Genomic DNA, 21,590 nt, shown 5'->3' on the forward strand with positions numbered 1-21,590 from the left:
AGATTAAATGGCACATAAAAAGGCTGGCGGCTCGACTCGTAACGGTCGCGATTCAGAAGCTAAACGTCTGGGCGTAAAACGCTTCGGCGGTGAAACAGTTCTGGCTGGTAGCATCATCGTTCGTCAACGTGGTACTAAATTCCACGCTGGTTCCAACGTTGGTTGCGGCAAAGACCACACTCTGTTTGCTAAAGCAGACGGTAAAGTGAAATTTGAAGTGAAAGGCCCGAAAAACCGTAAATTCATCAGCATCGTTGCTGAATAAGTTTTTCGCGTCCCGGTAACGGATAAAAGCCCCGCAACACGTTGCGGGGCTTTTTACATTCGACGGCCGGTAAATACGCTCGTCGCGCCGTGATAACCCGGAAACGAGCCCTTGCAGGGAATACGGCATGAAGCAGCAGGCAGGTATTGGTATTCTGTTAGCACTCACAACGGCAGTATGTTGGGGCGCTTTGCCAATAGCGATGAAGCAAGTGCTGGAGGTGATGGAGCCTCCTACCGTGGTGTTCTACCGTTTTTTAATGGCAAGCATTGGCCTTGGCGCTATTCTTGCGGTTAAAAAAAAGCTCCCTCCGTTGCGTATTTTTCGCAAAGCGCGTTGGCTGATCCTGTTGGCTATCGCTACCGGTGGGTTGTTCGGTAACTTCATTCTGTTTAGTTCATCCTTGCAATATTTGAGCCCAACGGCTTCGCAGGTTATCGGTCAGCTGTCACCGGTTGGTATGATGATTGCCAGCGTCTTTATCCTAAAAGAAAAGATGCGCGGTACGCAGGTGATTGGCGCCATTATGCTTCTGAGCGGTCTGGTTCTGTTTTTTAATACCAGTCTGATCGAAATTTTTACCCGACTCACCGATTACACCTGGGGCGTTATCTTTGGTGTTGGTGCGGCGATGGTCTGGGTGAGCTATGGGGTCGCGCAAAAGGTGTTATTGCGCCGTCTGGCATCACCGCAGATCCTGTTTTTACTGTACACTTTATGTACTATTGCGTTGTTGCCGTTGGCTAAACCCGGTGTCATCACGCAGCTCAGTGACTGGCAGCTGGCATGCCTTGTATTCTGCGGCCTGAATACGCTGGTAGGATACGGTGCTCTCGCGGAAGCGATGGCGCGTTGGCAGGCGGCACAGGTGAGCGCCATTATTACGCTCACTCCGCTGTTTACGTTGTTATTTTCAGATTTATTATCACTGGCCTGGCCCGATTTCTTCGCCAGACCGATGCTAAACCTATTAGGTTATCTCGGTGCGTTTATCGTGGTTGCGGGCGCGATGTATTCCGCCATTGGTCATCGAATTTGGGGCGGTTTACGTAAGCATGAAACGGTGGTTTCGCAGCCCCGCTCAGGCGAATGATTTACGGAGAGTAAAATGAAGTTTGTTGATGAAGCATCGATTCTGGTCGTTGCAGGTGATGGCGGTAATGGTTGCGTCAGCTTCCGCCGCGAAAAGTACATCCCAAAAGGCGGTCCGGACGGTGGAGACGGTGGTGATGGTGGTGACGTTTGGCTGGAAGCCGACGAAAACCTGAACACGCTGATCGATTACCGTTTTGAAAAATCATTCCGCGCGGAACGTGGACAGAATGGCGCGAGCCGTGATTGCACCGGCAAGCGTGGTAAAGATGTCACGATTAAAGTGCCTGTAGGTACGCGTGTAATCGATCAGGGCACGGGCGAAACCATGGGCGACATGACCAAACACGGTCAGCGTCTGATGGTCGCTAAAGGCGGCTGGCACGGTCTGGGCAACACCCGTTTCAAATCCTCAGTCAACCGTACTCCGCGTCAGAAAACGATGGGTACACCGGGCGATAAACGCGATCTGATGCTGGAGCTGATGCTGCTGGCGGACGTCGGGATGCTGGGCATGCCAAACGCCGGTAAATCGACGTTTATCCGTGCGGTGTCCGCGGCGAAGCCGAAAGTCGCTGACTATCCGTTCACCACTCTGGTTCCGAGCCTGGGTGTGGTACGTATGGACAACGAAAAGAGCTTCGTGGTTGCCGACATTCCGGGTCTGATTGAAGGCGCGGCTGAAGGCGCAGGCTTGGGTATCCGCTTCCTGAAACACCTGGAACGCTGCCGCGTACTGCTACACCTCATTGATATCGATCCGATTGACGGTTCCGATCCGGTTGAAAATGCCCGTATCATAATTGGCGAGCTTGAAAAATACAGCCAGGATCTGGCGTCTAAACCGCGTTGGTTAGTGTTCAACAAAATTGATTTGCTGGACAAGGCTGAAGCGGAAGAGAAAGCGAAAGCGATCGCCGAAGCGTTGGGCTGGGAAGGTAAATATTACCTGATCTCCGCCGCCAGCCAGTTGGGCGTGAAGGATCTCTGCTGGGATGTGATGACCTTTATCATCGAGAACCCGATTGTTCAGGCGGAAGAAGCGAAACAGCCAGAGAAAGTCGAGTTCATGTGGGATGATTATCACCGCCAGCAACTCGCTGAAGTCGAAGACGAAGCAGAAGATGACTGGGATGACGATTGGGACGAAGACGACGAAGAAGGCGTTGAGTTCATCTACAAGCGTTAATCACATTAAAAACCCCGGCCATGTTGCCGGGGTTTTGTTTCCAGGTTTCAGAAGGCCGGATTAGGTGCGTTAGCGCTGCCATCCGGCAAACATACTCAGTTATTCTGATAAATATCCTTGTATAACCGGCTTTCGAAGCGGACCAGTGGAATACGGCGATTACGCTGATCAGCTGGCTCTACCGCATAACCAGACAGATACTGCACAAATGCCATGCGCTGACCGCTTGCCGTGGTGATGAAGCCTGCCAGGTTATAGACCCCCTGCAGTGAGCCTGTCTTCGCCGATACTTTGCCATCTACGCCAGCCTGATGCAGACCCGCACGGTATTGCAAAGAGCCGTCATGGCCTGCCAGCGGCAGCATGGTGATAAAGTTCAGCTCGTTATCGTGCTGAGCGATATATTGCAGCACCTGCATCATGGTCGCCGGGGCAATCAGGTTATGGCGGGAGAGCCCAGAACCGTCGGCAATAATGGTGTTGCCGATATCAATACCCGCTTGCTGACGCAGAATCTGGCGTACGGCATCAGAACCTGCTCGCCAGGTACCTGGCACGTTAAATCGTGCATGGCCAATCATACGGAAAACGGTATCGGCAATCATGTTGTCCGATTTTTTCAGCATAATCTTAAGCAAGTCGTGCAGCGGCGCCGACTGCTTACTGGCTACCACGGTCCCCGGCTCGTTGACCAGCGTCTGGCGCAGCAGAGTCCCGCTGTAAGTGATACCGGCTTGTTTTAGCTCATCTTTGATAATCGCCCCGGCATAGCTGGCGCCGTCCTGAATAGCGAATGCCAGCGGCAGCGGATCGGCTCGTTGGGGCAGGCATCCGGTCAACGTAAAGCGGTTGAGATCGCCTGGAACCACGTCCAGTTCACAATATTGCGCTTCGGCAGAGCCACGAGCGAGAGTACGCACCTGACTGAACATGGTGACCGGGTAGTAAGATGCCACGCGGATAAAGGCGAGATCGTTAGGTTTTTGCGCGCTATAGAGTGAAACCGAGAAACAGTTACGATCGACAATGGCTGCCGCGGGCGGTGCGCTAAAACACTGCGTCATGTCGTTCCAGGGCCAGCCCGGCGCTTTATCATGGCTGGCGAAAATGGAGGTGTCGATCAAGACATTTCCGGCAATTTGCGTCACGCCTGATTTTTTCAGGGTTGCCACCATATTGCGAATATCCTGACGTTTTAGCGTCGGATCGGCACCAAATCGCGCCACTAAGTCACCTTTCAAAACGCCGCCTTCCACGTTGCCTTTAGTCTCAAGCGTGGTGGTAAAACGAAAGTCAGGCCCGAGCTGAATCAATGCCGCCAGCGCGGTGATCACTTTCTGGGTACTGGCCGGCAGCGCCATCTGCTGGCTATGGTAATCAATAGCAGGAGCAGGTGCGCCAACCTTCTGTACCATAAGGGCGAGGTTGGCCCCGGCAGGGAGCTGATTGATATACTCGTCGACGTTCGCAGCCTGAACGCTGAACGCTATACTGGCAGTCAATCCAATGGTAAATCTGGAAAATCGCATAATCTCGCGCTAACAACCTGGAAACAGGCCGTCATACTACGGCGCAACGCCCCAAAAAGTAAACGATGACCCATAGGGAACTCCAGGGTAAAATGATCATCAAATAGAGAATTGTAGCTGACCTGGGACCCTGAGCCCCGGGTCGGTATTTTTTTGCTTCTGACTCTGGCATGGCGTATGCCAGAGTGGGCTTAGCAGCCGGGGTGAGAGCAGCCGCCCCCTACAGGAATGTTCAAGAGGTATAACAAATGCAAGCTATCCCAATGACCTTACGTGGTGCTGAAAAACTGCGCGAAGAACTGGATTTTCTGAAATCGGTGCGCCGTCCTGAAATCATTGCCGCTATCGCAGATGCGCGCGAGCATGGCGACCTGAAAGAAAATGCAGAGTATCACGCGGCGCGCGAACAGCAGGGTTTCTGCGAAGGGCGCATTAAAGATATCGAAGCTAAACTGTCCAACGCGCAGGTTATCGACGTCACAAAAATGCCGAACAATGGTCGCGTAGTTTTCGGCGCGACGGTTACCGTGCTGAATCTCGATAACGACGAAGAGCAGACCTGGCGTATTGTCGGCGATGATGAAGCCGATTTTAAACAGAACCTGATTTCGGTGAACTCGCCTATTGCTCGTGGCCTAATCGGTAAAGAGCAGGATGACGTGGTGGTTATTAAAACGCCGGGCGGTGAAGTTGAATATGAAGTAACGAAGGTAGAATACCTGTAATTCGCATCTTGGTTAAGATGTTGATACATTGTAAAGAAAGGAAAAAGGCCGCTTAGCGGCCTTTTATCAACGAAGAGAGCGTGGCATTTTGCTCTCCTGCTAGCGGAAAATCCCGCGTTTTACACAAACTTCGTGTGCAACTTTGGGATATTCTTAGCGTGGCAGCGAGATTTTACGTTCTTTAGTCGGGCGATACAGTACCAGCGTTTTACCGATGACCTGTACATTGCAGGCGCCGGTTTCGCGTACGATAGCTTCCACGATCAAGGTTTTAGTATCGCGATCTTCCGAGGCGATTTTCACCTTGATAAGTTCATGGTGCTCTAACGCTTGTTCAATCTCGGCCAGTACCCCTTCGGTCAAACCATTGTTGCCAAGCATAACTACAGGCTTGAGCGGATGTGCCAGACCTTTCAGGTGCTGTTTTTGTTTAGTACTCAGATTCATCGTATATTTTTGCTTACGTTGGGATTGAAAACGGGTCATTCTACCGCCATCTCCCATATATCGCCAAATAGCTGTGTAGAAATTTACACCATTGGTTACGATGAACTGCCCTTTGGGAATGTGAAATGACAGGTAAAAAGCGTTCTGCCAGCTCGAGTCGCTGGCTTCAGGAACACTTTAGCGATAAATATGTTCAGCAGGCGCAGAAAAAGGGGTTACGTTCCCGTGCCTGGTTTAAACTTGATGAAATACAGCAAAGTGACAAAATTTTTAAACCGGGGATGACGATTGTTGATCTCGGTGCTGCACCCGGTGGCTGGTCGCAATATGCGGTTACGCAGATCGGCAACACTGGCCGCATTATCGCTTGCGATCTTTTACCTATGGATCCAATCGTTGGTGTGGACTTCCTTCAGGGCGACTTTCGTGATGAATTAGTCCTGAAAGCGTTACTTGAGCGCGTAGGTGACAGTAAAGTACAAGTTGTCATGTCTGATATGGCGCCAAATATGTGTGGAACACCGGCGGTGGATATTCCCCGGGCCATGTATCTGGTAGAGCTGGCGCTTGGAATGGCTCGTGATGTATTAGCGCCAGGTGGTAGTTTTGTAGTGAAGGTGTTCCAGGGCGAAGGCTTCGATGAGTATCTAAGAGAGATTCGCTCCCTGTTTACGAAGGTCAAAGTTCGTAAGCCGGACTCTTCTCGCGCCCGTTCGCGTGAAGTGTATATTGTAGCGACCGGGCGTAAACCATAACCGGTAGATTTCAAACGAAAGTTTGAAAGAAACTGGATATAGAGTATCCTGACGCTGTTTTTAACACAGTTGTAATATGAGGTTAATCCCTTGAGTGACATGGCGAAAAACCTAATTCTCTGGCTGGTCATTGCCGTTGTGCTGATGTCAGTATTCCAGAGCTTTGGGCCCAGCGAGTCTAATGGCCGTAAGGTTGATTACTCTACCTTCCTGCAAGAGGTCAATCAGGACCAGGTTCGTGAAGCGAAGATCAACGGACGTGAGATTAACGTTACCAAGAAAGATAGTAACCGTTACACGACCTACATTCCGGTTAACGATCCGAAGCTGCTTGATAACCTGCTGACCAAAAACGTCAAGGTTGTTGGTGAACCGCCTGAAGAGCCGAGCCTGCTGGCTTCTATCTTCATTTCCTGGTTCCCAATGTTGCTGCTGATTGGTGTCTGGATCTTCTTCATGCGTCAAATGCAGGGCGGTGGTGGCAAAGGTGCCATGTCGTTCGGCAAGAGCAAAGCGCGCATGCTGACGGAAGATCAGATCAAAACGACTTTTGCGGACGTTGCTGGTTGCGACGAAGCAAAAGAAGAAGTTGCTGAGCTGGTTGAGTATCTGCGCGAACCGAGCCGTTTCCAGAAGCTGGGCGGTAAAATCCCGAAAGGCGTCCTGATGGTCGGTCCTCCGGGTACGGGTAAAACCCTGCTGGCGAAAGCTATCGCAGGTGAAGCGAAGGTTCCTTTCTTCACCATTTCCGGTTCTGATTTCGTGGAAATGTTCGTGGGTGTCGGTGCATCTCGTGTGCGTGACATGTTCGAACAAGCCAAGAAAGCGGCACCGTGCATCATCTTCATCGATGAAATCGACGCCGTAGGTCGCCAGCGTGGTGCAGGTCTGGGCGGTGGTCACGATGAACGTGAGCAGACACTGAACCAGATGCTGGTTGAGATGGACGGCTTCGAAGGTAACGAAGGCATTATCGTTATCGCGGCAACTAACCGTCCGGACGTTCTTGACCCTGCGCTGCTGCGTCCAGGCCGTTTCGACCGTCAGGTTGTGGTTGGTCTACCGGATGTCCGCGGTCGTGAACAGATCCTGAAAGTGCATATGCGTCGCGTACCGCTGTCTCCGGATATCGATGCGGCAATCATTGCACGTGGTACGCCTGGCTTCTCCGGTGCAGATCTCGCGAACCTGGTCAACGAAGCGGCACTGTTTGCAGCTCGTGGCAACAAGCGTGTTGTATCGATGGTTGAATTCGAGAAAGCGAAAGACAAAATCATGATGGGTGCGGAACGTCGCTCCATGGTGATGACGGAAGCGCAGAAAGAATCTACCGCGTATCACGAAGCAGGCCACGCGATTATCGGTCGCCTGGTACCGGAACACGATCCGGTGCACAAAGTGACGATTATCCCGCGCGGTCGTGCGCTGGGTGTGACCTTCTTCCTGCCTGAAGGCGACGCTATCAGCGCCAGCCGTCAGAAACTGGAAAGTCAGATCTCCACGCTGTACGGCGGTCGTCTGGCCGAAGAGATCATCTACGGTGTTGAACATGTTTCTACCGGTGCGTCGAACGACATTAAAGTCGCGACTAACCTGGCGCGTAACATGGTTACTCAGTGGGGCTTCTCCGAGAAACTCGGTCCGTTGCTGTACGCTGAAGAAGAAGGCGAAGTGTTCCTGGGACGTTCTGTGGCGAAAGCTAAACATATGTCCGATGAAACGGCTCGTATTATCGATCAGGAAGTTAAACTGCTGATTGAGCGTAACTATGACCGTGCGCGTCGTCTGCTGAACGAAAACATGGACATTCTGCACTCGATGAAAGATGCGCTCATGAAATATGAGACCATCGATGCGCCGCAGATTGATGATCTGATGGCTCGCCGCGAGGTACGTCCGCCAGCGGGTTGGGAAGAACCGGGTTCTTCTAACAACAACTCTGGCAGCACCGGCAAGCCGAGTGCGCCGCGTCCGGTTGATGAACCGCGTGCGCCGGACTCTGGCACCATGTCAGAGCAACTGGGCGACAAATAAGTTATCGTTGATGATGACCGTGTTTTAATTTAAAACCCTGGGGCTTGCCCCGGGGTTTTTCTTATTTGTATATTCAAGATGTTATCAGGGATAAAACTATGAAACTCTTTGCTCAGGGGTCTTCACTGGATCTCAGCCATCCGCACGTCATGGGGATTTTGAACGTCACGCCAGATTCCTTTTCCGATGGTGGTGCGCACAACTCTCTGGTTGAGGCGGTAAAACACGCAAACCTGATGATTAACGCCGGGGCGACTATCATTGATGTGGGTGGTGAATCCACACGTCCAGGCGCGGCCGATGTGAGCGTGGAAGAAGAGTTGCAGCGAGTGATCCCGGTGGTGGAGGCGATTGCTCAACGTTTTGAAGTGTGGATTTCGGTCGATACTTCAAAAGCAGAAGTGATTCGCGAGTGCGCCAGAGTCGGCGCACATATCATTAATGACATTCGCTCACTCTCGGAGCCAGGGGCACTGGAAGCCGCAGCAGAAACCGGATTACCGGTTTGTCTGATGCATATGCAGGGTCAGCCGAAAACCATGCAGGAAGCACCAAAGTACGAGGATGTTTTTGCTGATGTAAATCGTTACTTTGTTGAACAAATAGCACGCTGCGAGCGGGCTGGAATCACAAAAGATAAATTGTTGCTCGACCCCGGGTTCGGATTCGGTAAAAATCTCACTCACAACTACACATTACTGGCACGTTTGGCTGAGTTTCATCATTTTAATCTGCCATTGCTGGTTGGAATGTCACGAAAATCAATGGTTGGCCAGTTGTTGAATGTGGGGCCATCCGAACGCCTGAGCGGGAGCCTTGCGTGCGCGGTCATTGCGGCAATGCAGGGGGCGCATATCGTTCGTGTCCATGACGTCAAAGAAACCGTAGAAGCGATGCGTGTGGTGGAAGCCACATTGTCTGCAAAGGAAAATAAACGCTATGAGTAATCGTAAATATTTTGGCACCGATGGGATCCGTGGTCGCGTAGGCGACGCCCCAATTACCCCTGACTTTGTGCTCAAACTGGGTTGGGCTGCAGGAAAAGTGCTGGCACGTCATGGTTCACGTAAAATTATTATCGGCAAAGATACGCGTATTTCTGGCTATATGCTGGAGTCCGCACTGGAAGCGGGTCTGGCTGCCGCCGGACTGTCGGCTTCTTTCACGGGCCCAATGCCAACACCCGCCATTGCGTATCTGACGCGCGCCTTCCGTGCTGAAGCCGGGATTGTTATCTCCGCTTCGCACAACCCGTACTATGACAACGGGATTAAATTCTTCTCCATCGATGGGACCAAACTGCCGGATGCGGTTGAAGAAGCTATCGAAGCCGAAATGGAAAAAGCGATCACCTGCGTGGACTCGGCTGACCTGGGTAAAGCTACCCGTATCGTTGATGCTGCCGGTCGTTATATCGAGTTTTGCAAAGGCACCTTCCCGAATGAATTGAGTCTGAGTGAGCTTAAAATTGTGGTGGATTGCGCTAATGGTGCGACGTACCACATTGCGCCAAATGTACTGCGTGAGCTGGGCGCAAACGTGATTGCTATTGGCTGTGAGCCAAACGGTGTGAATATCAATGAAGAAGTCGGCGCTACCGACGTCCGTGCCCTGCAGGCGCGCGTGATGGCGGAAAAAGCCGATCTGGGTATTGCGCTGGATGGTGACGGCGACCGCGTCATTATGGTTGACCACGAAGGCAATAAGGTCGATGGCGATCAGATCATGTACATCATTGCCCGTGAAGCCCTGCGTCAGGGGCAACTGCGCGGTGGTGCGGTAGGCACGCTGATGAGCAATATGGGCCTCGAGCTGGCGCTGAAACAGTTGGGTATTCCGTTTGCCCGTGCGAAAGTCGGCGACCGCTACGTACTGGAAAAAATGCAGGAAAAAGGCTGGCGTATCGGTGCTGAAAACTCAGGCCATGTGATCCTGCTGGACAAAACCACCACCGGTGACGGTATCGTGGCGGGCCTGCAGGTACTGGCGGCGATGGTACGCAACCATATGAGTTTGCACGACCTGTGCAGCGGCATGAAAATGTTCCCGCAACTGCTGGTTAACGTACGTTACACCGCAGGTAGCGGCGATCCGCTGGAACATGAAAACGTGAAAGCGGTGATGGCTGAAGTTGAAGCTGCACTGGGCAATCGCGGACGTGTTCTGCTGCGTAAGTCAGGTACTGAACCGTTAATTCGCGTGATGGTTGAAGGTGAAGATGAAGCGCAGGTGACTGAATTCGCTCACCGTATTGCCGATGCCGTCAAAGCGGTGTAATCACTAAAGACAGTGAAAACCGGAGTCTGGGACTCCGGTTTTTTTTTACTGTACGGGAAGCGACTGTTTATGTCGGCGCTGCCAGAAGTAACCACCGATCATTAATATTACAAGGACTGCCAGCCACGGCAGAACCGCCAGCAAATGCCCTGACCGGGCAAAGGTCAGCGCAATCATCAGTAACCAACCGCCCAGCATCGGAATCGCGGTGCGCTTAACAATATCCACAGGTGAGACGCCTGCAATTCCCGCGATAGCAATGATGACGCCGGCAATGGGGGATAACGTACGACCAATACCCGCCGATATCTGGATAGGCAACATCATGACTGCGATGTCGCTACCGATATGACGGCTGATGTCCGGTACCATTGGGGCGAAGGAGAAAAACGCGGCATTTCCTGAGCCCATTAGCGCTGAAATTGCAAAGGTGATCAGGGTCATCAGCAGGATAATAGAGGCGGCGCTGAGGCCAAATTCACCGGAAAGCGACAGCAGCGCATCGACGGCGCCAATAGCTTTCAGTCCGGCTGAAAAGACTTCACCGGCGATAATCAGCGTGACGACGGTGGCAAAAACGCTGCCCATGCTGTCAAAGACTTTTTGTACGCCTGCCATCACCTCGCGCGCCTTACGATGACGGCAATACTCACAAACCAGGGTAATGGCGAGGCTTATCAGTACGGCGGTATCCAGCGTAATTTTGAGCGAACTGAATACTAAATCACTGCACACCAGCATCAACACCAGAGGTAGCATGGGCAGAAAAAGCCAGGCGATCGGTGCTTCAGTTTCATCGGTCGACGTTAATGTCTGCATCTGCTGAGCCACACCGTCACTGCTTTCCCGATGGTCGAAAAAGCGTTGCACAACAATATGTAACAGGGCGATGAACAGAATAACGGGGACGACGATCGGCAACTGATCCTGCACGAAATAGTTCACCACCTCGATGCCTGCGGTTTTGGCGGCGAGAACCGAGTTGCCGGAACCTGGACCAAATTCAACCGCACAGGTACTGGCGATAACGGCGGCAACGGCAGCGCGGCTACAGCCAAGACGGGTCAGCAGCGGGTAGAGCGTCGCCATCAACAGCAGACCCAGCCCGGTGGCGCTGCTGATAAACAGCGACAGGAATTGACCCAGCAACAGCGCCAGCCCCAACAGCAGATACGGTGAGTTCAGGCGTTGCAAAGGGCGAGATGTCACCCGAACCAGCACCTGGCTTGCGCCAATGGCCGACATATATGTAGCGAAACCACCAATCAGCATAATTTGCAGCCCAAGGCCGCCGAGGCGCACGCTCAGGGTATCGCGAATAAACTCGAAGGCATCAAAGGGGCCGAATCCGGTGCTTTTTTTCACCAGGTCACTGAGCGTGGTCATCCCGCTAAAATGCGCGATAAGCAGCAGCACAATCCCGGTCAACAGCAACACTGACTGGGGGTGATATTTTTTGAGGATCAGACGTCCGGCAAAAATGATGGCAATTAGCGCCAGTAATAATGACATTCTTGCCCCCTTACTCGAAGTTGCCAGTAACCAGGCACTCGCCATCCCGCAGCAACGGCTTACCCGCAGCGAACAGATGGGCCAGCGAGAGGTCATCATTGAGTACACAGATATCAGCACGTTCCCCGGCGCAGAGCACGCCGCCGGAAATACCCAACGAGCGCGCAACGTTTGCCGTCAACATCGCGATCGCTTGTGGCACAGGGATCCCTACATCAATCAAGCGAGGAAGAAGATTAAGGTTACCTGCGACCGGTGCCGCGCTTAAGCCTTCCACAATACCCTGGGCGTTAAAGCGCGGAACGCTGCCATTACCATCAGAGCTGATCGTGATGCGATCGGCTGGAACCTGGGCTTCCAGAGAGTGGAGGATTGCCTGCTCCTGAGGCATAAAGCGACTACCGCCAGACGTAACGTCGATATGGCCGCCACGATGAGCGAACGCAATCGCCTGTTCGAACAAGGGCGCTGTTCTCGCAACATGGGTCGGTGAAATGTGGTGAATCGGAATGCCTGCATCACACAGCTCAATAAGCTGTGACATCCCTTCCGGCAGATTCCCCAGATGTACATGCAGTAACCCTTTTTTGCCTGCCAGCAGGGAAGCCACGCGGATATCGCTTACTATTCTCAGCAATTCCTGGAAAGAGGGGTAAGAACCACGGTGATCGGCGAGGGCGATTTTGACGCCAAGTATCGCTGGAATAAAGGTCATGTCATCGCGGATGGATCGCGTAATGGTTGGGCTGGGTACCGCGTAGGCTCCCGTATGCATAAATGCGCGTAATCCCTCAAGGTTGAGAGACTGCATTTTGGCGTAGAGGTCTTTGGGCGAACGAGAAATGGCATCGGTACCTAACACGCCGACAACCGTGGTAATACCTGCCTGAATCAGATCGCGTAGCTTGACGGCTGGCGTTCGGCTGGCAAATCCAGCCTCGCCACCGCCACCGGTAAGATGGACATGCTGATCGATTATGCCTGGGATAACCCATTTGCCATGACAATCGACGACCTCGTCGACGCCATCAAACAGGGAAATATCTTTTTCTACCGCCACAATTCGGTCGGCATGAATGAGCAGGGAGCAGAGGCCTAAATCCTCGGGAGAAAAAACACGGGCATTGGTCAATAAAGTAAACATATCGGTCCTGTCAAACGTCGTGGGTGAGAGTCGGCAGGTGAAAAGGAATATTGTTGTTATGATGCCCACCATAAAGCCATTACTATAACTATGACTATTACCGATTTGGTATTGGAGGATGCGGTTATGGCATGGTGGAGAGTTCAACGTGGATTGTAAGTGGCTGGAAGATTTTCTGGCATTGAGTCAGCATGGAAACTACTCTCAGGCCGCGGCGCAGCGGCATATTACTCAACCCGCACTCAGTCGGCGTATAAAGGCGCTGGAAGAGGTGTTAGGGGTGCCGTTGTTTGACCGGACCACGACCCCCGTTACGCTGACACGCTATGGTGAACGCTTTGAACCCTATGCCCGGCACGTCCTCAGTACACTAACAGAGGCGCGCCACGAGCTATCGGCGATGACGCCAGCAACGGACAATACGCTGGTGATGGTTAGCCTGCATACGCTGTCGGTGAATATCCTGCCGGATATGATCAACTATCTGCGGCAGAGCGAACCGCAGTTAAATTTTACGATTAATGCCAGTATTCAGGGGATAGACAACCACTTTAACGCCTTGATAGATCGGCAAATCGATCTTCTGGTGACCTACGATTTACCGTCTTCGCAGCCGGGGCTGGAGATTGCCGGAGGGTTAAAACGTTCACTATGGCGGTATGAGCGATTTATACCGGTTATTTCTGCGCAGTTGGCTAATGCGCTTAACGATCCGCATGTGCCGATCCCATGGCTATGCTATAGCGACTACACCTTTGTCAGACGCATTATTGAGCCAGCTGAACAACGCGTCCGCCCACGTCTGAAAAAAGTGTTTGAGAGTGGTTTAAGCGAAACGATACGAGAAATGGTGCTGCGGCATATGGGAATGGCATGGTTACCCGAATCGATGGTGGCGGAAGAGTTGGTGAACCAGCAAATTATTCACTGCTGGCCAGAAAACGCTGACCTGATTTGTGAAATCCCCGTTGTGGTATGGGCGAATCTTGACGATCAACGCGCCGTCATGCAGAGATGCTGGGAGAAGTTGCTGCGTTTTTGATTGATATGGCGATTTTTTCCGCAGTTGATACAATGCCAACAAATTGCCCTTGCGAAGGTTATTCGCTTTGGTTAGTATTCACACCCGCTTCAGTGGGAAACAGTAAACATTCCCGCTTTAATGGTCGAAGCATTGTACGCGGCAACTCCGCAAGGAACAGGTTGATTATGCACGAAGCTCTTTTAGTAGTTTTCCTTATTGTGGCAATTGGCCTGGTAGGCTTGATCATGCTGCAGCAAGGCAAAGGCGCTGATATGGGAGCCTCTTTTGGCGCAGGCGCTTCTGGTACTCTGTTTGGTTCAAGTGGTTCTGGTAACTTCATGACCCGCATGACAGCTGTATTGGGAACCTTGTTCTTCATCATCAGTCTGGTGCTGGGTAACATGAACAGCAATAAGACCAATAAAGGAAGTGAGTGGGAAAATCTGAGTGCACCGGCGAAAACCGAGCAAACTCAGCCAGCTGCTCCGGCTCAGCCGACCAGCGATATCCCACGCTAAGTATTCTGTACCGAGGTGGTGGAATTGGTAGACACGCTACCTTGAGGTGGTAGTGCCCTAACGGGCTTGTGGGTTCGAGTCCCATCCTCGGTACCAAATTCCAAAAAAAAGACGCTGCAAAGCGTCTTTTTTTTCGTCTGTCATTTGTGGTAGTTCTGTAGGTCGGATAAGACATTTAGGACGCCATCCGACTATTACAATACCTGATGATGCCTGGCTTATCAGGCCTCAGGGTCACAGAACATCCCTATTTTCTGCGCATAAAAAAGGCCGCTTTCGCGGCCTGAAGATGATGAATATTTACTTTGCCTTGTTTTCCAGATTCTCAACCTGCGGCAGGCCGGTTGTGGAAGAGGCGGTCAGCAGGCCAGACTGCGCATAACCGAACAGCTTCTCGCGGGTATCAGTGATATCCAGATTACGCATGGTCAACTGACCGATACGATCATCCGGAGAGAATACTGAGTCGCCTTTTTCCATCGTCAGACGTTCTGGTTTGTAAGTCAGATTGTCAGACACGGTGTTGAGGATTGAGTAATCATTACCGCGACGCAGTTCCAGCGTCACTTCACCCGTAATCTGGCTGGCAACCCAACGCTGCAGACCGTCACGCAGCATCAGCGCCTGAGAGTCAAACCAGCGGCCCTGATACAACAGACGACCAAGCTGGCGACCGTGCGCGTGATACTGCTCGATGGTGTCTTCGTTGTGAATCCCGGTCAGCAGACGCTCATAGGCGATGTGCAGCAATGCCATCCCCGGAGCTTCGTAGATGCCCCGGCTTTTCGCTTCAATGATACGGTTTTCAATCTGATCGCTCATACCCAGACCGTGACGACCGCCGATGCGGTTGGCTTCCAGCATCATCTCAACGTCGTCGCTGAAGGTTTTACCGTTCAGCGCAACCGGATGACCCTGCTCAAAACGCACGGTGACTTCTTCTGCCGGGATCTTCACGCTCTCATCCCAGAATTTCACGCCCATAATCGGGTTGACGATTTTGACGCTGGAGTTCAGAAATTCGAGGTCTTTTGCTTCGTGGGTCGCCCCGAGCATATTGGAGTCCGTGGAGTACGCTTTCTCAACGGACATCTTGTAGTCGAAACCACAGGCAATCATAAATTCGGACATCTCATGGCGACCGCCGAGTTCATCGATAAAATCGGTATCCAGCCATGGTTTGTAAATCTGCAGTTCGGCGTTGGTCAGCAGACCGTAACGATAGAAACGTTCAATATCGTTACCTTTATAGGTGCTACCGTCACCCCAGATATTTACGCCATCTTCTTTCATGGCCGCAACCAGCATGGTGCCGGTGACAGCACGGCCCAGCGGAGTGGTATTGAAATAGGTCAGTCCGCCGGTGGTGTTGTGGAATGCACCGCACTGAATCGCAGCAATCCCTTCGGCAACCAGCTGCTTACGGCAATCTACCAGGCGAGCATTCTCAGCACCATATTCCATTGCACGGCGAGGAATGGCGTCATAGTCATCCTCATCCGGCTGGCCCAAATTCGCAGTATATGCATATGGGACAGCCCCTTTTTGTCGCATCCACAGCAGTGCTGCACTGGTGTCCAGGCCGCCGGAAAAAGCGATACCAATACGTTGACCTACCGGGAGATGCTTGAGAATCGTCGTCATAAAATAAAACCCTGCTTGATAGACTGGTGAAGAGGTCGGCTTATTATACTAATTGCATTTTTATGCAAAATAAGTGAGTTTTCATTTAATCATCTTTTCTGGATGACAGGAAGAGTTTAGTGATAATTTCGTTAAATAACGGCGCGGGTGACACATTTATCTGGTCGAATATTCGCTGGGCAGCATTCATTGATTTGCATAGTCGTAACAAGGTTGACATACCACATAGTGAATCAATATACTGTGCGCAGATTTTACGTCCCGTCCTCGGTACCAAATCCCAGCAGTATTTGCATTTTTTACCCAAAACGAGTAAAATTTGCCACGTTTCAGGCGCGGGGTGGAGCAGCCTGGTAGCTCGTCGGGCTCATAACCCGAAGGTCGTCGGTTCAAATCCGGCCCCCGCAACCACTTTCCCTTAGAGTTCTTTTTCAAATATACTGTGAAGACTTAGGCCTTCGTAGCTGGATTTGAAAAAAATTCTTTCGGAAGGTTTTCCGAACCGCAGGTGCGGTTATAGGGTTCAGTTATATAAAGCCCCGATTTATCGGGGTTTTTTGTTATCTGACTACAGAATAACTGGGCTTTAGGCCCTTTTTTTATGTCTTGGGGGTGGGCTTGTCCACATTAGAGCAAAAATTAACAGAGATGATTACAGCGCCAGTTGAAGCCCTGGGCTACGAGTTGGTCGGCATCGAATTTATTCGTGGTCGCACATCCACACTGCGCATCTATATTGATAGTGAAGATGGCATCAATGTTGATGATTGTGCTGATGTGAGCCATCAGGTAAGCGCCGTGATGGATGTCGAAGACCCAATCACCGTTGCCTACAACCTGGAAGTCTCCTCTCCGGGTCTCGACCGTCCTCTGTTCACAGCTGAACACTACGTGCGTTTCCTGGGTGAAGAAGTGACGCTGGTTCTTCGTATGGCGGTACAAAACCGTCGTAAATGGCAGGGCGTTATCAAAGCGGTGGATGGTGAGATGATCACGGTCACAGTCGAAGGTAAAGATGAAGTGTTCGCGCTGAGTAATATCCAGAAGGCGAACCTGGTTCCCCACTTTTAACAGTCTGGATTGAGGTGAAAAGCCCGCGATGAACAAAGAAATTTTGGCTGTTGTTGAAGCCGTATCCAACGAAAAAGCGCTGCCACGCGAGAAAATTTTTGAAGCGCTGGAAAGTGCGCTGGCTACAGCAACAAAGAAAAAATATGAGCAAGAGATCGACGTTCGCGTAGAAATCGATCGTAAAAGCGGTGATTTCGATACCTTCCGTCGTTGGGTAATCGTAGAAGAAGTTACTCAGCCGACCAAAGAAATTACGCTGGAAGCGGCACGCTTCGAAGACGAAAGCCTGAACGTGGGCGAATATGTTGAAGATCAGATTGAATCTGTCACCTTTGACCGTATCACCACCCAGACCGCGAAACAGGTTATCGTACAGAAAGTACGTGAAGCCGAACGCGCAATGGTTGTCGATCAGTTCCGCGAACACGAAGGCGAAATCGTCACCGGTGTGGTGAAGAAAGTTAACCGCGACAACATTTCTCTGGATCTGGGCAGCAATGCTGAAGCCGTGATCCTGCGTGAAGACATGCTGCCGCGTGAAAACTTCCGCCCAGGTGACCGTATTCGTGGCGTTCTTTACTCTGTACGCCCGGAAGCGCGCGGTGCGCAGCTGTTCGTAACCCGTTCCAAACCGGAAATGCTGATAGAGCTGTTCCGCATTGAAGTGCCGGAAATTGGCGAAGAAGTGATCGAAATTAAAGCGGCTGCTCGCGATCCGGGTTCACGTGCGAAAATCGCCGTTAAGACCAACGACAAGCGTATTGATCCGGTCGGCGCCTGTGTGGGTATGCGCGGTGCGCGCGTTCAGGCGGTTTCTACTGAACTGGGCGGCGAGCGTATCGATATCGTCCTGTGGGATGATAACCCGGCGCAGTTCGTGATTAACGCAATGGCGCCAGCAGACGTCGCTTCTATCGTGGTGGATGAAGACAAACACACCATGGATATCGCGGTTGAAGCCGGTAACCTGGCTCAGGCGATTGGACGTAATGGTCAGAACGTCCGCCTGGCTTCACAACTGAGCGGTTGGGAACTCAACGTGATGACCGTTGATGACCTGCAGGCGAAGCATCAGGCTGAAGCACATGCAGCCATTGATACCTTCACCAAATATCTCGATATCGATGAAGATTTCGCGACGGTTCTGGTAGAAGAAGGTTTTGCGACGCTGGAAGAACTGGCCTACGTGCCAATGAAAGAGCTGCTGGAAATTGACGGCCTGGATGAACAGACCGTTGAAGCGCTGCGCGAGCGTGCTAAAAACGCACTGACCACTCTGGCACTGGCCCAGGAAGAAAGTCTCGGTGATAACAAACCGGCTGACGATCTGCTGAATCTGGAAGGATTGGAGCGTGAGATGGCTTTCAAACTGGCTGCCCGTGGTGTTTGTACGCTGGAAGATCTCGCTGAACAGGGCATTGATGATCTGGCTGATATCGAAGGGTTGACCGACGAAAAAGCCGGTGAGCTGATTATGGCTGCCCGTAATATTTGCTGGTTCGGCGACGAAGCGTAATAAACTGTAGCAGGAAGGAACAGTATGACAGATGTAACCGTAAAAACGCTGGCTGCAGAGATACAGACCTCCGTGGATCGCCTGGTACAGCAATTTGCTGATGCAGGTATCCCGAAGTCTGCTGACGACTCTGTGTCCGCACAAGAGAAACAAACCTTACTGGCGCATCTGAACCGTGAAAACGGCTCAGCGCCCGATAAGTTGACATTGCAGCGTAAAACGCGCAGTACTCTCAATATTCCAGGTACCGGTGGAAAAAGCAAATCGGTACAAATCGAAGTCCGCAAGACACGCACCTTTGTGAAACGCGATCCGCAAGAGGCTGAACGCCTTGCCGCGGAAGAGCAGGCGCAGCGTGAAGCGGAAGAGCAAGCCCGTCGTGAGGCAGAAGAAGCTGCCAAACGCGAGGCGCAACAAAAAGCCGAACGTGAGGCCGCAGAACAAGCTAAGCGTGAAGCCGCTGATAAAGCGAAACGTGAAGCTGCGGAAAAAGACAAAGTGAGCAATCAACAGACCGACGATATGACTAAAACCGCCCAGGCCGAAAAAGCCCGCCGTGAAAATGAAGCCGCAGAACTGAAGCGTAAAGCGGAAGAAGAAGCACGTCGCAAGCTTGAAGAAGAAGCGCGCCGTGTAGCGGAAGAAGCTCGCCGTATGGCGGAAGAAAACGAGAAGAATGGTGTGAATAACGCTGAACCTGTTGAAGATACCAGCGATTATCACGTCACCACCTCTCAGCATGCTCGCCAGGCAGAAGACGAGAACGATCGTGAAGTAGAAGGCGGCCGTGGTCGTACTCGCAGCACGAAAGCAGCGCGTCCGGCGAAGAAAGGTAACAAACACGCTGAATCTAAAGCTGACCGTGAAGAAGCGCGTGCAGCGGTTCGCGGCGGTAAAGGCGGTAAGCAGCGTAAAGGTTCCGCTCTGCAGCAGGGCTTCCAGAAGCCGGCTCAGGCCGTTAACCGTGACGTTGTGATCGGCGAAACCATCACCGTTGGCGATCTGGCGAACAAGATGGCAGTCAAAGGTTCTCAGGTCATCAAAGCGATGATGAAGCTGGGCGCAATGGCGACCATTAACCAGGTCATCGACCAGGAAACCGCACAGCTGGTTGCCGAAGAGATGGGCCACAAAGTTATCCTGCGTCGTGAAAACGAGCTGGAAGAAGCAGTAATGAGCGACCGTGACACCGGCGCTGCGGCAGAACCGCGCGCACCGGTAGTGACCATCATGGGTCACGTTGACCACGGTAAAACATCTCTGCTGGACTACATTCGCTCCACGAAAGTTGCCTCTGGCGAAGCGGGCGGCATTACTCAGCACATCGGTGCGTACCATGTTGAAACTGACAACGGTATGATCACCTTCCTGGATACCCCGGGTCACGCCGCGTTTACCTCCATGCGTGCTCGTGGTGCTCAGGCAACGGATATCGTTGTTCTGGTTGTTGCAGCAGATGACGGCGTGATGCCGCAGACTATCGAAGCTATCCAGCACGCGAAAGCGGCAGGTGTGCCGGTAGTGGTTGCAGTCAACAAAATCGATAAACCAGAAGCGGATCCAGATCGCGTTAAAAACGAACTGTCCCAGTACGGCATCATGCCGGAAGATTGGGGCGGCGAGAGCCAGTTCGTCCACGTTTCTGCGAAAGCGGGTACCGGTATCGACGAACTGCTGGATGCTATCCTGCTGCAGGCCGAAGTACTGGAACTGAAAGCTGTGCGTAAAGGTATGGCGAGCGGTGCGGTTATCGAATCCTTCCTGGATAAAGGTCGTGGTCCGGTTGCTACCGTGCTGGTACGTGAAGGTACGCTGAACAAAGGCGACATCGTACTGTGTGGTTTCGAATACGGCCGCGTTCGTGCGATGCGTAACGAACTGGGTCAGGAAGTACTGGAAGCGGGTCCATCCATTCCGGTGGAAATCCTGGGTCTGTCCGGTGTTCCGGCTGCGGGTGACGAAGTTACCGTTGTTCGTGACGAGAAGAAAGCCCGTGAAGTTGCACTGTACCGTCAGGGCAAATTCCGTGAAGTTAAACTGGCTCGTCAGCAGAAATCTAAACTGGAGAACATGTTCGCTAACATGACCGAAGGCGAAGTTCACGAAGTGAACATCGTTCTGAAGGCCGATGTTCAGGGTTCTGTAGAAGCGATTTCCGACTCTTTACTGAAACTGTCTACCGACGAAGTAAAAGTGAAGATTATCGGTTCTGGCGTAGGTGGTATCACCGAAACCGACGCGACCCTGGCTGCGGCATCCAACGCGATTCTGGTTGGCTTCAACGTCCGTGCTGATGCCTCTGCACGTAAAGTTATCGAATCAGAAAGCCTGGATCTGCGTTACTACTCCGTCATCTATCATCTGATCGACGAAGTGAAAGCAGCGATGAGCGGCATGCTGTCTCCGGAACTGAAACAGCAGATCATTGGTCTGGCTGAAGTTCGTGATGTGTTCAAATCACCGAAATTCGGCGCTATCGCAGGCTGTATGGTTACCGAAGGCACGATTAAACGTCACAACCCAATCCGCGTACTGCGCGACAACGTGGTTATCTATGAAGGCGAGCTGGAATCCCTGCGCCGCTTCAAAGATGACGTCAACGAAGTCCGTAACGGCATGGAATGTGGTATCGGCGTTAAGAACTACAACGACGTTCGCGTTGGCGATATGATCGAAGTGTTCGAGATTATCGAGATCAAACGTACCATCGCATAATCTTCGTCGTCTTTTGGGCCGCAACTGCGTTGGCTGCGCTCGATCACCCCGGTCACATAGTTATCTATGCTCCCGGGGATTTACGAGTTTGCCGCCTTGCTGCAACCCAAAATCCTTAGAAGATGATTAAGTG

Annotated in this window: 18 protein-coding genes and 2 tRNA genes; 15 read left to right on the plus strand and 5 right to left on the minus strand. The window is 52.1% G+C overall.

Translation table 11 applies throughout. The features are described 5' to 3' along the window. Positions 1-7 precede the first annotated feature (7 nt). The 3 genes from rpmA to cgtA all read left to right on the plus strand — a co-directional run bounded on the left by rpmA (position 8) and on the right by cgtA (position 2,546). Positions 8-265 carry a 50S ribosomal protein L27 gene (rpmA, locus tag HV037_RS02680; protein WP_003025030.1) on the plus strand — a complete coding sequence of 86 codons (258 nt, stop codon included), beginning with the start codon at positions 8-10 and terminating at the stop codon, positions 263-265. Between the two features lie 127 nt (positions 266-392). Further along, positions 393-1,358 (plus strand): DMT family transporter, encoded by a 966-nt coding sequence (locus tag HV037_RS02685; RefSeq protein ID WP_016154677.1) that lies wholly within the window; start codon positions 393-395, stop codon positions 1,356-1,358. A 15-nt stretch (positions 1,359-1,373) separates the two neighbouring features. Beyond that, positions 1,374-2,546, plus strand: coding sequence for an Obg family GTPase CgtA (cgtA, locus tag HV037_RS02690; protein ID WP_016154676.1), 1,173 nt, complete (start codon positions 1,374-1,376; stop codon positions 2,544-2,546). Between the two features lie 95 nt (positions 2,547-2,641). On the opposite strand, the gene dacB is transcribed toward cgtA, so the two are convergent. After that, positions 2,642-4,075 carry a serine-type D-Ala-D-Ala carboxypeptidase gene (gene dacB / locus HV037_RS02695; protein WP_016157571.1) on the minus strand — a complete coding sequence of 478 codons (1,434 nt, stop codon included), beginning with the start codon at positions 4,073-4,075 and terminating at the stop codon, positions 2,642-2,644. A 248-nt stretch (positions 4,076-4,323) separates the two neighbouring features. Here dacB and greA point away from each other — a divergent pair, with 248 nt between their 5' ends. Continuing rightward, positions 4,324-4,800: a transcription elongation factor GreA gene (gene greA, locus HV037_RS02700; RefSeq protein ID WP_016154674.1), complete on the plus strand. Its 477-nt coding sequence runs from the start codon at positions 4,324-4,326 to the stop codon at positions 4,798-4,800. A 153-nt stretch (positions 4,801-4,953) separates the two neighbouring features. Here the strand turns inward: greA and yhbY are convergent, their stop codons facing one another. Further along, positions 4,954-5,247 carry a ribosome assembly RNA-binding protein YhbY gene (gene yhbY / locus HV037_RS02705; protein WP_003025016.1) on the minus strand — a complete coding sequence of 98 codons (294 nt, stop codon included), beginning with the start codon at positions 5,245-5,247 and terminating at the stop codon, positions 4,954-4,956. Positions 5,248-5,372: 125 nt separating this feature from the next. Here yhbY and rlmE point away from each other — a divergent pair, with 125 nt between their 5' ends. From rlmE to glmM, 4 genes are all read left to right on the plus strand, one after another. Then, positions 5,373-6,002, plus strand: a complete 630-nt coding sequence (gene rlmE, locus HV037_RS02710) for a 23S rRNA (uridine(2552)-2'-O)-methyltransferase RlmE (protein ID WP_003025015.1) — start codon at positions 5,373-5,375, stop codon at positions 6,000-6,002. 99 nt (positions 6,003-6,101) lie between these two features. Beyond that, a complete protein-coding gene (ftsH, locus tag HV037_RS02715) occupies positions 6,102-8,036 on the plus strand; it encodes an ATP-dependent zinc metalloprotease FtsH (protein WP_019077783.1) in 1,935 nt (644 codons plus the stop codon). Positions 8,037-8,134: 98 nt separating this feature from the next. Next, complete coding sequence (folP, locus tag HV037_RS02720; protein ID WP_047413952.1) at positions 8,135-8,983, plus strand: dihydropteroate synthase; 849 nt, start codon at positions 8,135-8,137, stop codon at positions 8,981-8,983. Beyond that, positions 8,976-10,313, plus strand: coding sequence for a phosphoglucosamine mutase (gene glmM, locus HV037_RS02725; protein ID WP_047413953.1), 1,338 nt, complete (start codon positions 8,976-8,978; stop codon positions 10,311-10,313). The genes folP and glmM overlap by 8 nt, the downstream gene beginning before the upstream one ends. Positions 10,314-10,358: 45 nt before the next feature. On the opposite strand, the gene dcuC is transcribed toward glmM, so the two are convergent. Together dcuC and iadA are read right to left on the minus strand one after the other, a co-directional pair. Further along, a complete protein-coding gene (gene dcuC, locus HV037_RS02730) occupies positions 10,359-11,825 on the minus strand; it encodes a C4-dicarboxylate transporter DcuC (protein WP_016157568.1) in 1,467 nt (488 codons plus the stop codon). A 10-nt stretch (positions 11,826-11,835) separates the two neighbouring features. Beyond that, a complete protein-coding gene (iadA, locus tag HV037_RS02735) occupies positions 11,836-12,969 on the minus strand; it encodes a beta-aspartyl-peptidase (protein WP_181500174.1) in 1,134 nt (377 codons plus the stop codon). Positions 12,970-13,117: 148 nt separating this feature from the next. Between iadA and HV037_RS02740 the strand changes: the two genes are divergently transcribed. From HV037_RS02740 to HV037_RS02750, 3 genes are all read left to right on the plus strand, one after another. Further along, a complete protein-coding gene (locus tag HV037_RS02740) occupies positions 13,118-14,011 on the plus strand; it encodes a LysR family transcriptional regulator (RefSeq protein WP_181500175.1) in 894 nt (297 codons plus the stop codon). A 167-nt stretch (positions 14,012-14,178) separates the two neighbouring features. After that, a complete protein-coding gene (gene secG, locus HV037_RS02745) occupies positions 14,179-14,511 on the plus strand; it encodes a preprotein translocase subunit SecG (protein ID WP_003025000.1) in 333 nt (110 codons plus the stop codon). 9 nt (positions 14,512-14,520) lie between these two features. Then, positions 14,521-14,607: transfer RNA gene (locus tag HV037_RS02750), tRNA-Leu, on the plus strand. 204 nt (positions 14,608-14,811) lie between these two features. Here the strand turns inward: HV037_RS02750 and argG are convergent. Continuing rightward, on the minus strand, positions 14,812-16,155 hold the full coding sequence (gene argG, locus HV037_RS02755) for an argininosuccinate synthase (RefSeq protein ID WP_003024998.1): 1,344 nt from the start codon (positions 16,153-16,155) through the stop codon (positions 14,812-14,814). 334 nt (positions 16,156-16,489) lie between these two features. Between argG and HV037_RS02760 the strand changes: the two genes are divergently transcribed. The 4 genes from HV037_RS02760 to infB all read left to right on the plus strand — a co-directional run bounded on the left by HV037_RS02760 (position 16,490) and on the right by infB (position 21,457). Further along, positions 16,490-16,566: transfer RNA gene (locus tag HV037_RS02760), tRNA-Met, on the plus strand. 207 nt (positions 16,567-16,773) lie between these two features. Continuing rightward, positions 16,774-17,226: a ribosome maturation factor RimP gene (rimP, locus tag HV037_RS02765; RefSeq protein ID WP_003024996.1), complete on the plus strand. Its 453-nt coding sequence runs from the start codon at positions 16,774-16,776 to the stop codon at positions 17,224-17,226. Positions 17,227-17,254: 28 nt separating this feature from the next. Beyond that, positions 17,255-18,742, plus strand: coding sequence for a transcription termination factor NusA (gene nusA / locus HV037_RS02770; protein WP_103284279.1), 1,488 nt, complete (start codon positions 17,255-17,257; stop codon positions 18,740-18,742). 24 nt (positions 18,743-18,766) lie between these two features. Beyond that, positions 18,767-21,457, plus strand: a complete 2,691-nt coding sequence (gene infB, locus HV037_RS02775) for a translation initiation factor IF-2 (RefSeq protein WP_016154667.1) — start codon at positions 18,767-18,769, stop codon at positions 21,455-21,457. The last annotated feature ends 133 nt before the right edge of the window (positions 21,458-21,590 follow it).

The sequence above is a fragment of the Citrobacter sp. RHBSTW-00017 genome (assembly GCF_013797615.1).
In the GTDB taxonomy this organism is placed as follows: Bacteria; Pseudomonadota; Gammaproteobacteria; order Enterobacterales; family Enterobacteriaceae; genus Citrobacter; species Citrobacter braakii.

Excerpts from the sequence above, each read along its gene's own strand:
- glmM (WP_047413953.1), top strand. The coding sequence starts at position 8,976 with ATGAGTAATCGTAAATATTTTGGCACCGATGGGATCCGTGGTCGCGTA.
- dacB (WP_016157571.1), bottom strand. The coding sequence starts at position 4,075 with ATGCGATTTTCCAGATTTACCATTGGATTGACTGCCAGTATAGCGTTC.
- yhbY (WP_003025016.1), bottom strand. The coding sequence starts at position 5,247 with ATGAATCTGAGTACTAAACAAAAACAGCACCTGAAAGGTCTGGCACAT.
- ftsH (WP_019077783.1), top strand. The coding sequence starts at position 6,102 with ATGGCGAAAAACCTAATTCTCTGGCTGGTCATTGCCGTTGTGCTGATG.
- nusA (WP_103284279.1), top strand. The coding sequence starts at position 17,255 with ATGAACAAAGAAATTTTGGCTGTTGTTGAAGCCGTATCCAACGAAAAA.
- iadA (WP_181500174.1), bottom strand. The coding sequence starts at position 12,969 with ATGTTTACTTTATTGACCAATGCCCGTGTTTTTTCTCCCGAGGATTTA.
- dcuC (WP_016157568.1), bottom strand. The coding sequence starts at position 11,825 with ATGTCATTATTACTGGCGCTAATTGCCATCATTTTTGCCGGACGTCTG.
- infB (WP_016154667.1), top strand. The coding sequence starts at position 18,767 with ATGACAGATGTAACCGTAAAAACGCTGGCTGCAGAGATACAGACCTCC.
- rpmA (WP_003025030.1), top strand. The coding sequence starts at position 8 with ATGGCACATAAAAAGGCTGGCGGCTCGACTCGTAACGGTCGCGATTCA.
- cgtA (WP_016154676.1), top strand. The coding sequence starts at position 1,374 with ATGAAGTTTGTTGATGAAGCATCGATTCTGGTCGTTGCAGGTGATGGC.
- HV037_RS02685 (WP_016154677.1), top strand. The coding sequence starts at position 393 with ATGAAGCAGCAGGCAGGTATTGGTATTCTGTTAGCACTCACAACGGCA.
- greA (WP_016154674.1), top strand. The coding sequence starts at position 4,324 with ATGCAAGCTATCCCAATGACCTTACGTGGTGCTGAAAAACTGCGCGAA.
- secG (WP_003025000.1), top strand. The coding sequence starts at position 14,179 with ATGCACGAAGCTCTTTTAGTAGTTTTCCTTATTGTGGCAATTGGCCTG.
- folP (WP_047413952.1), top strand. The coding sequence starts at position 8,135 with ATGAAACTCTTTGCTCAGGGGTCTTCACTGGATCTCAGCCATCCGCAC.
- rlmE (WP_003025015.1), top strand. The coding sequence starts at position 5,373 with ATGACAGGTAAAAAGCGTTCTGCCAGCTCGAGTCGCTGGCTTCAGGAA.
- argG (WP_003024998.1), bottom strand. The coding sequence starts at position 16,155 with ATGACGACGATTCTCAAGCATCTCCCGGTAGGTCAACGTATTGGTATC.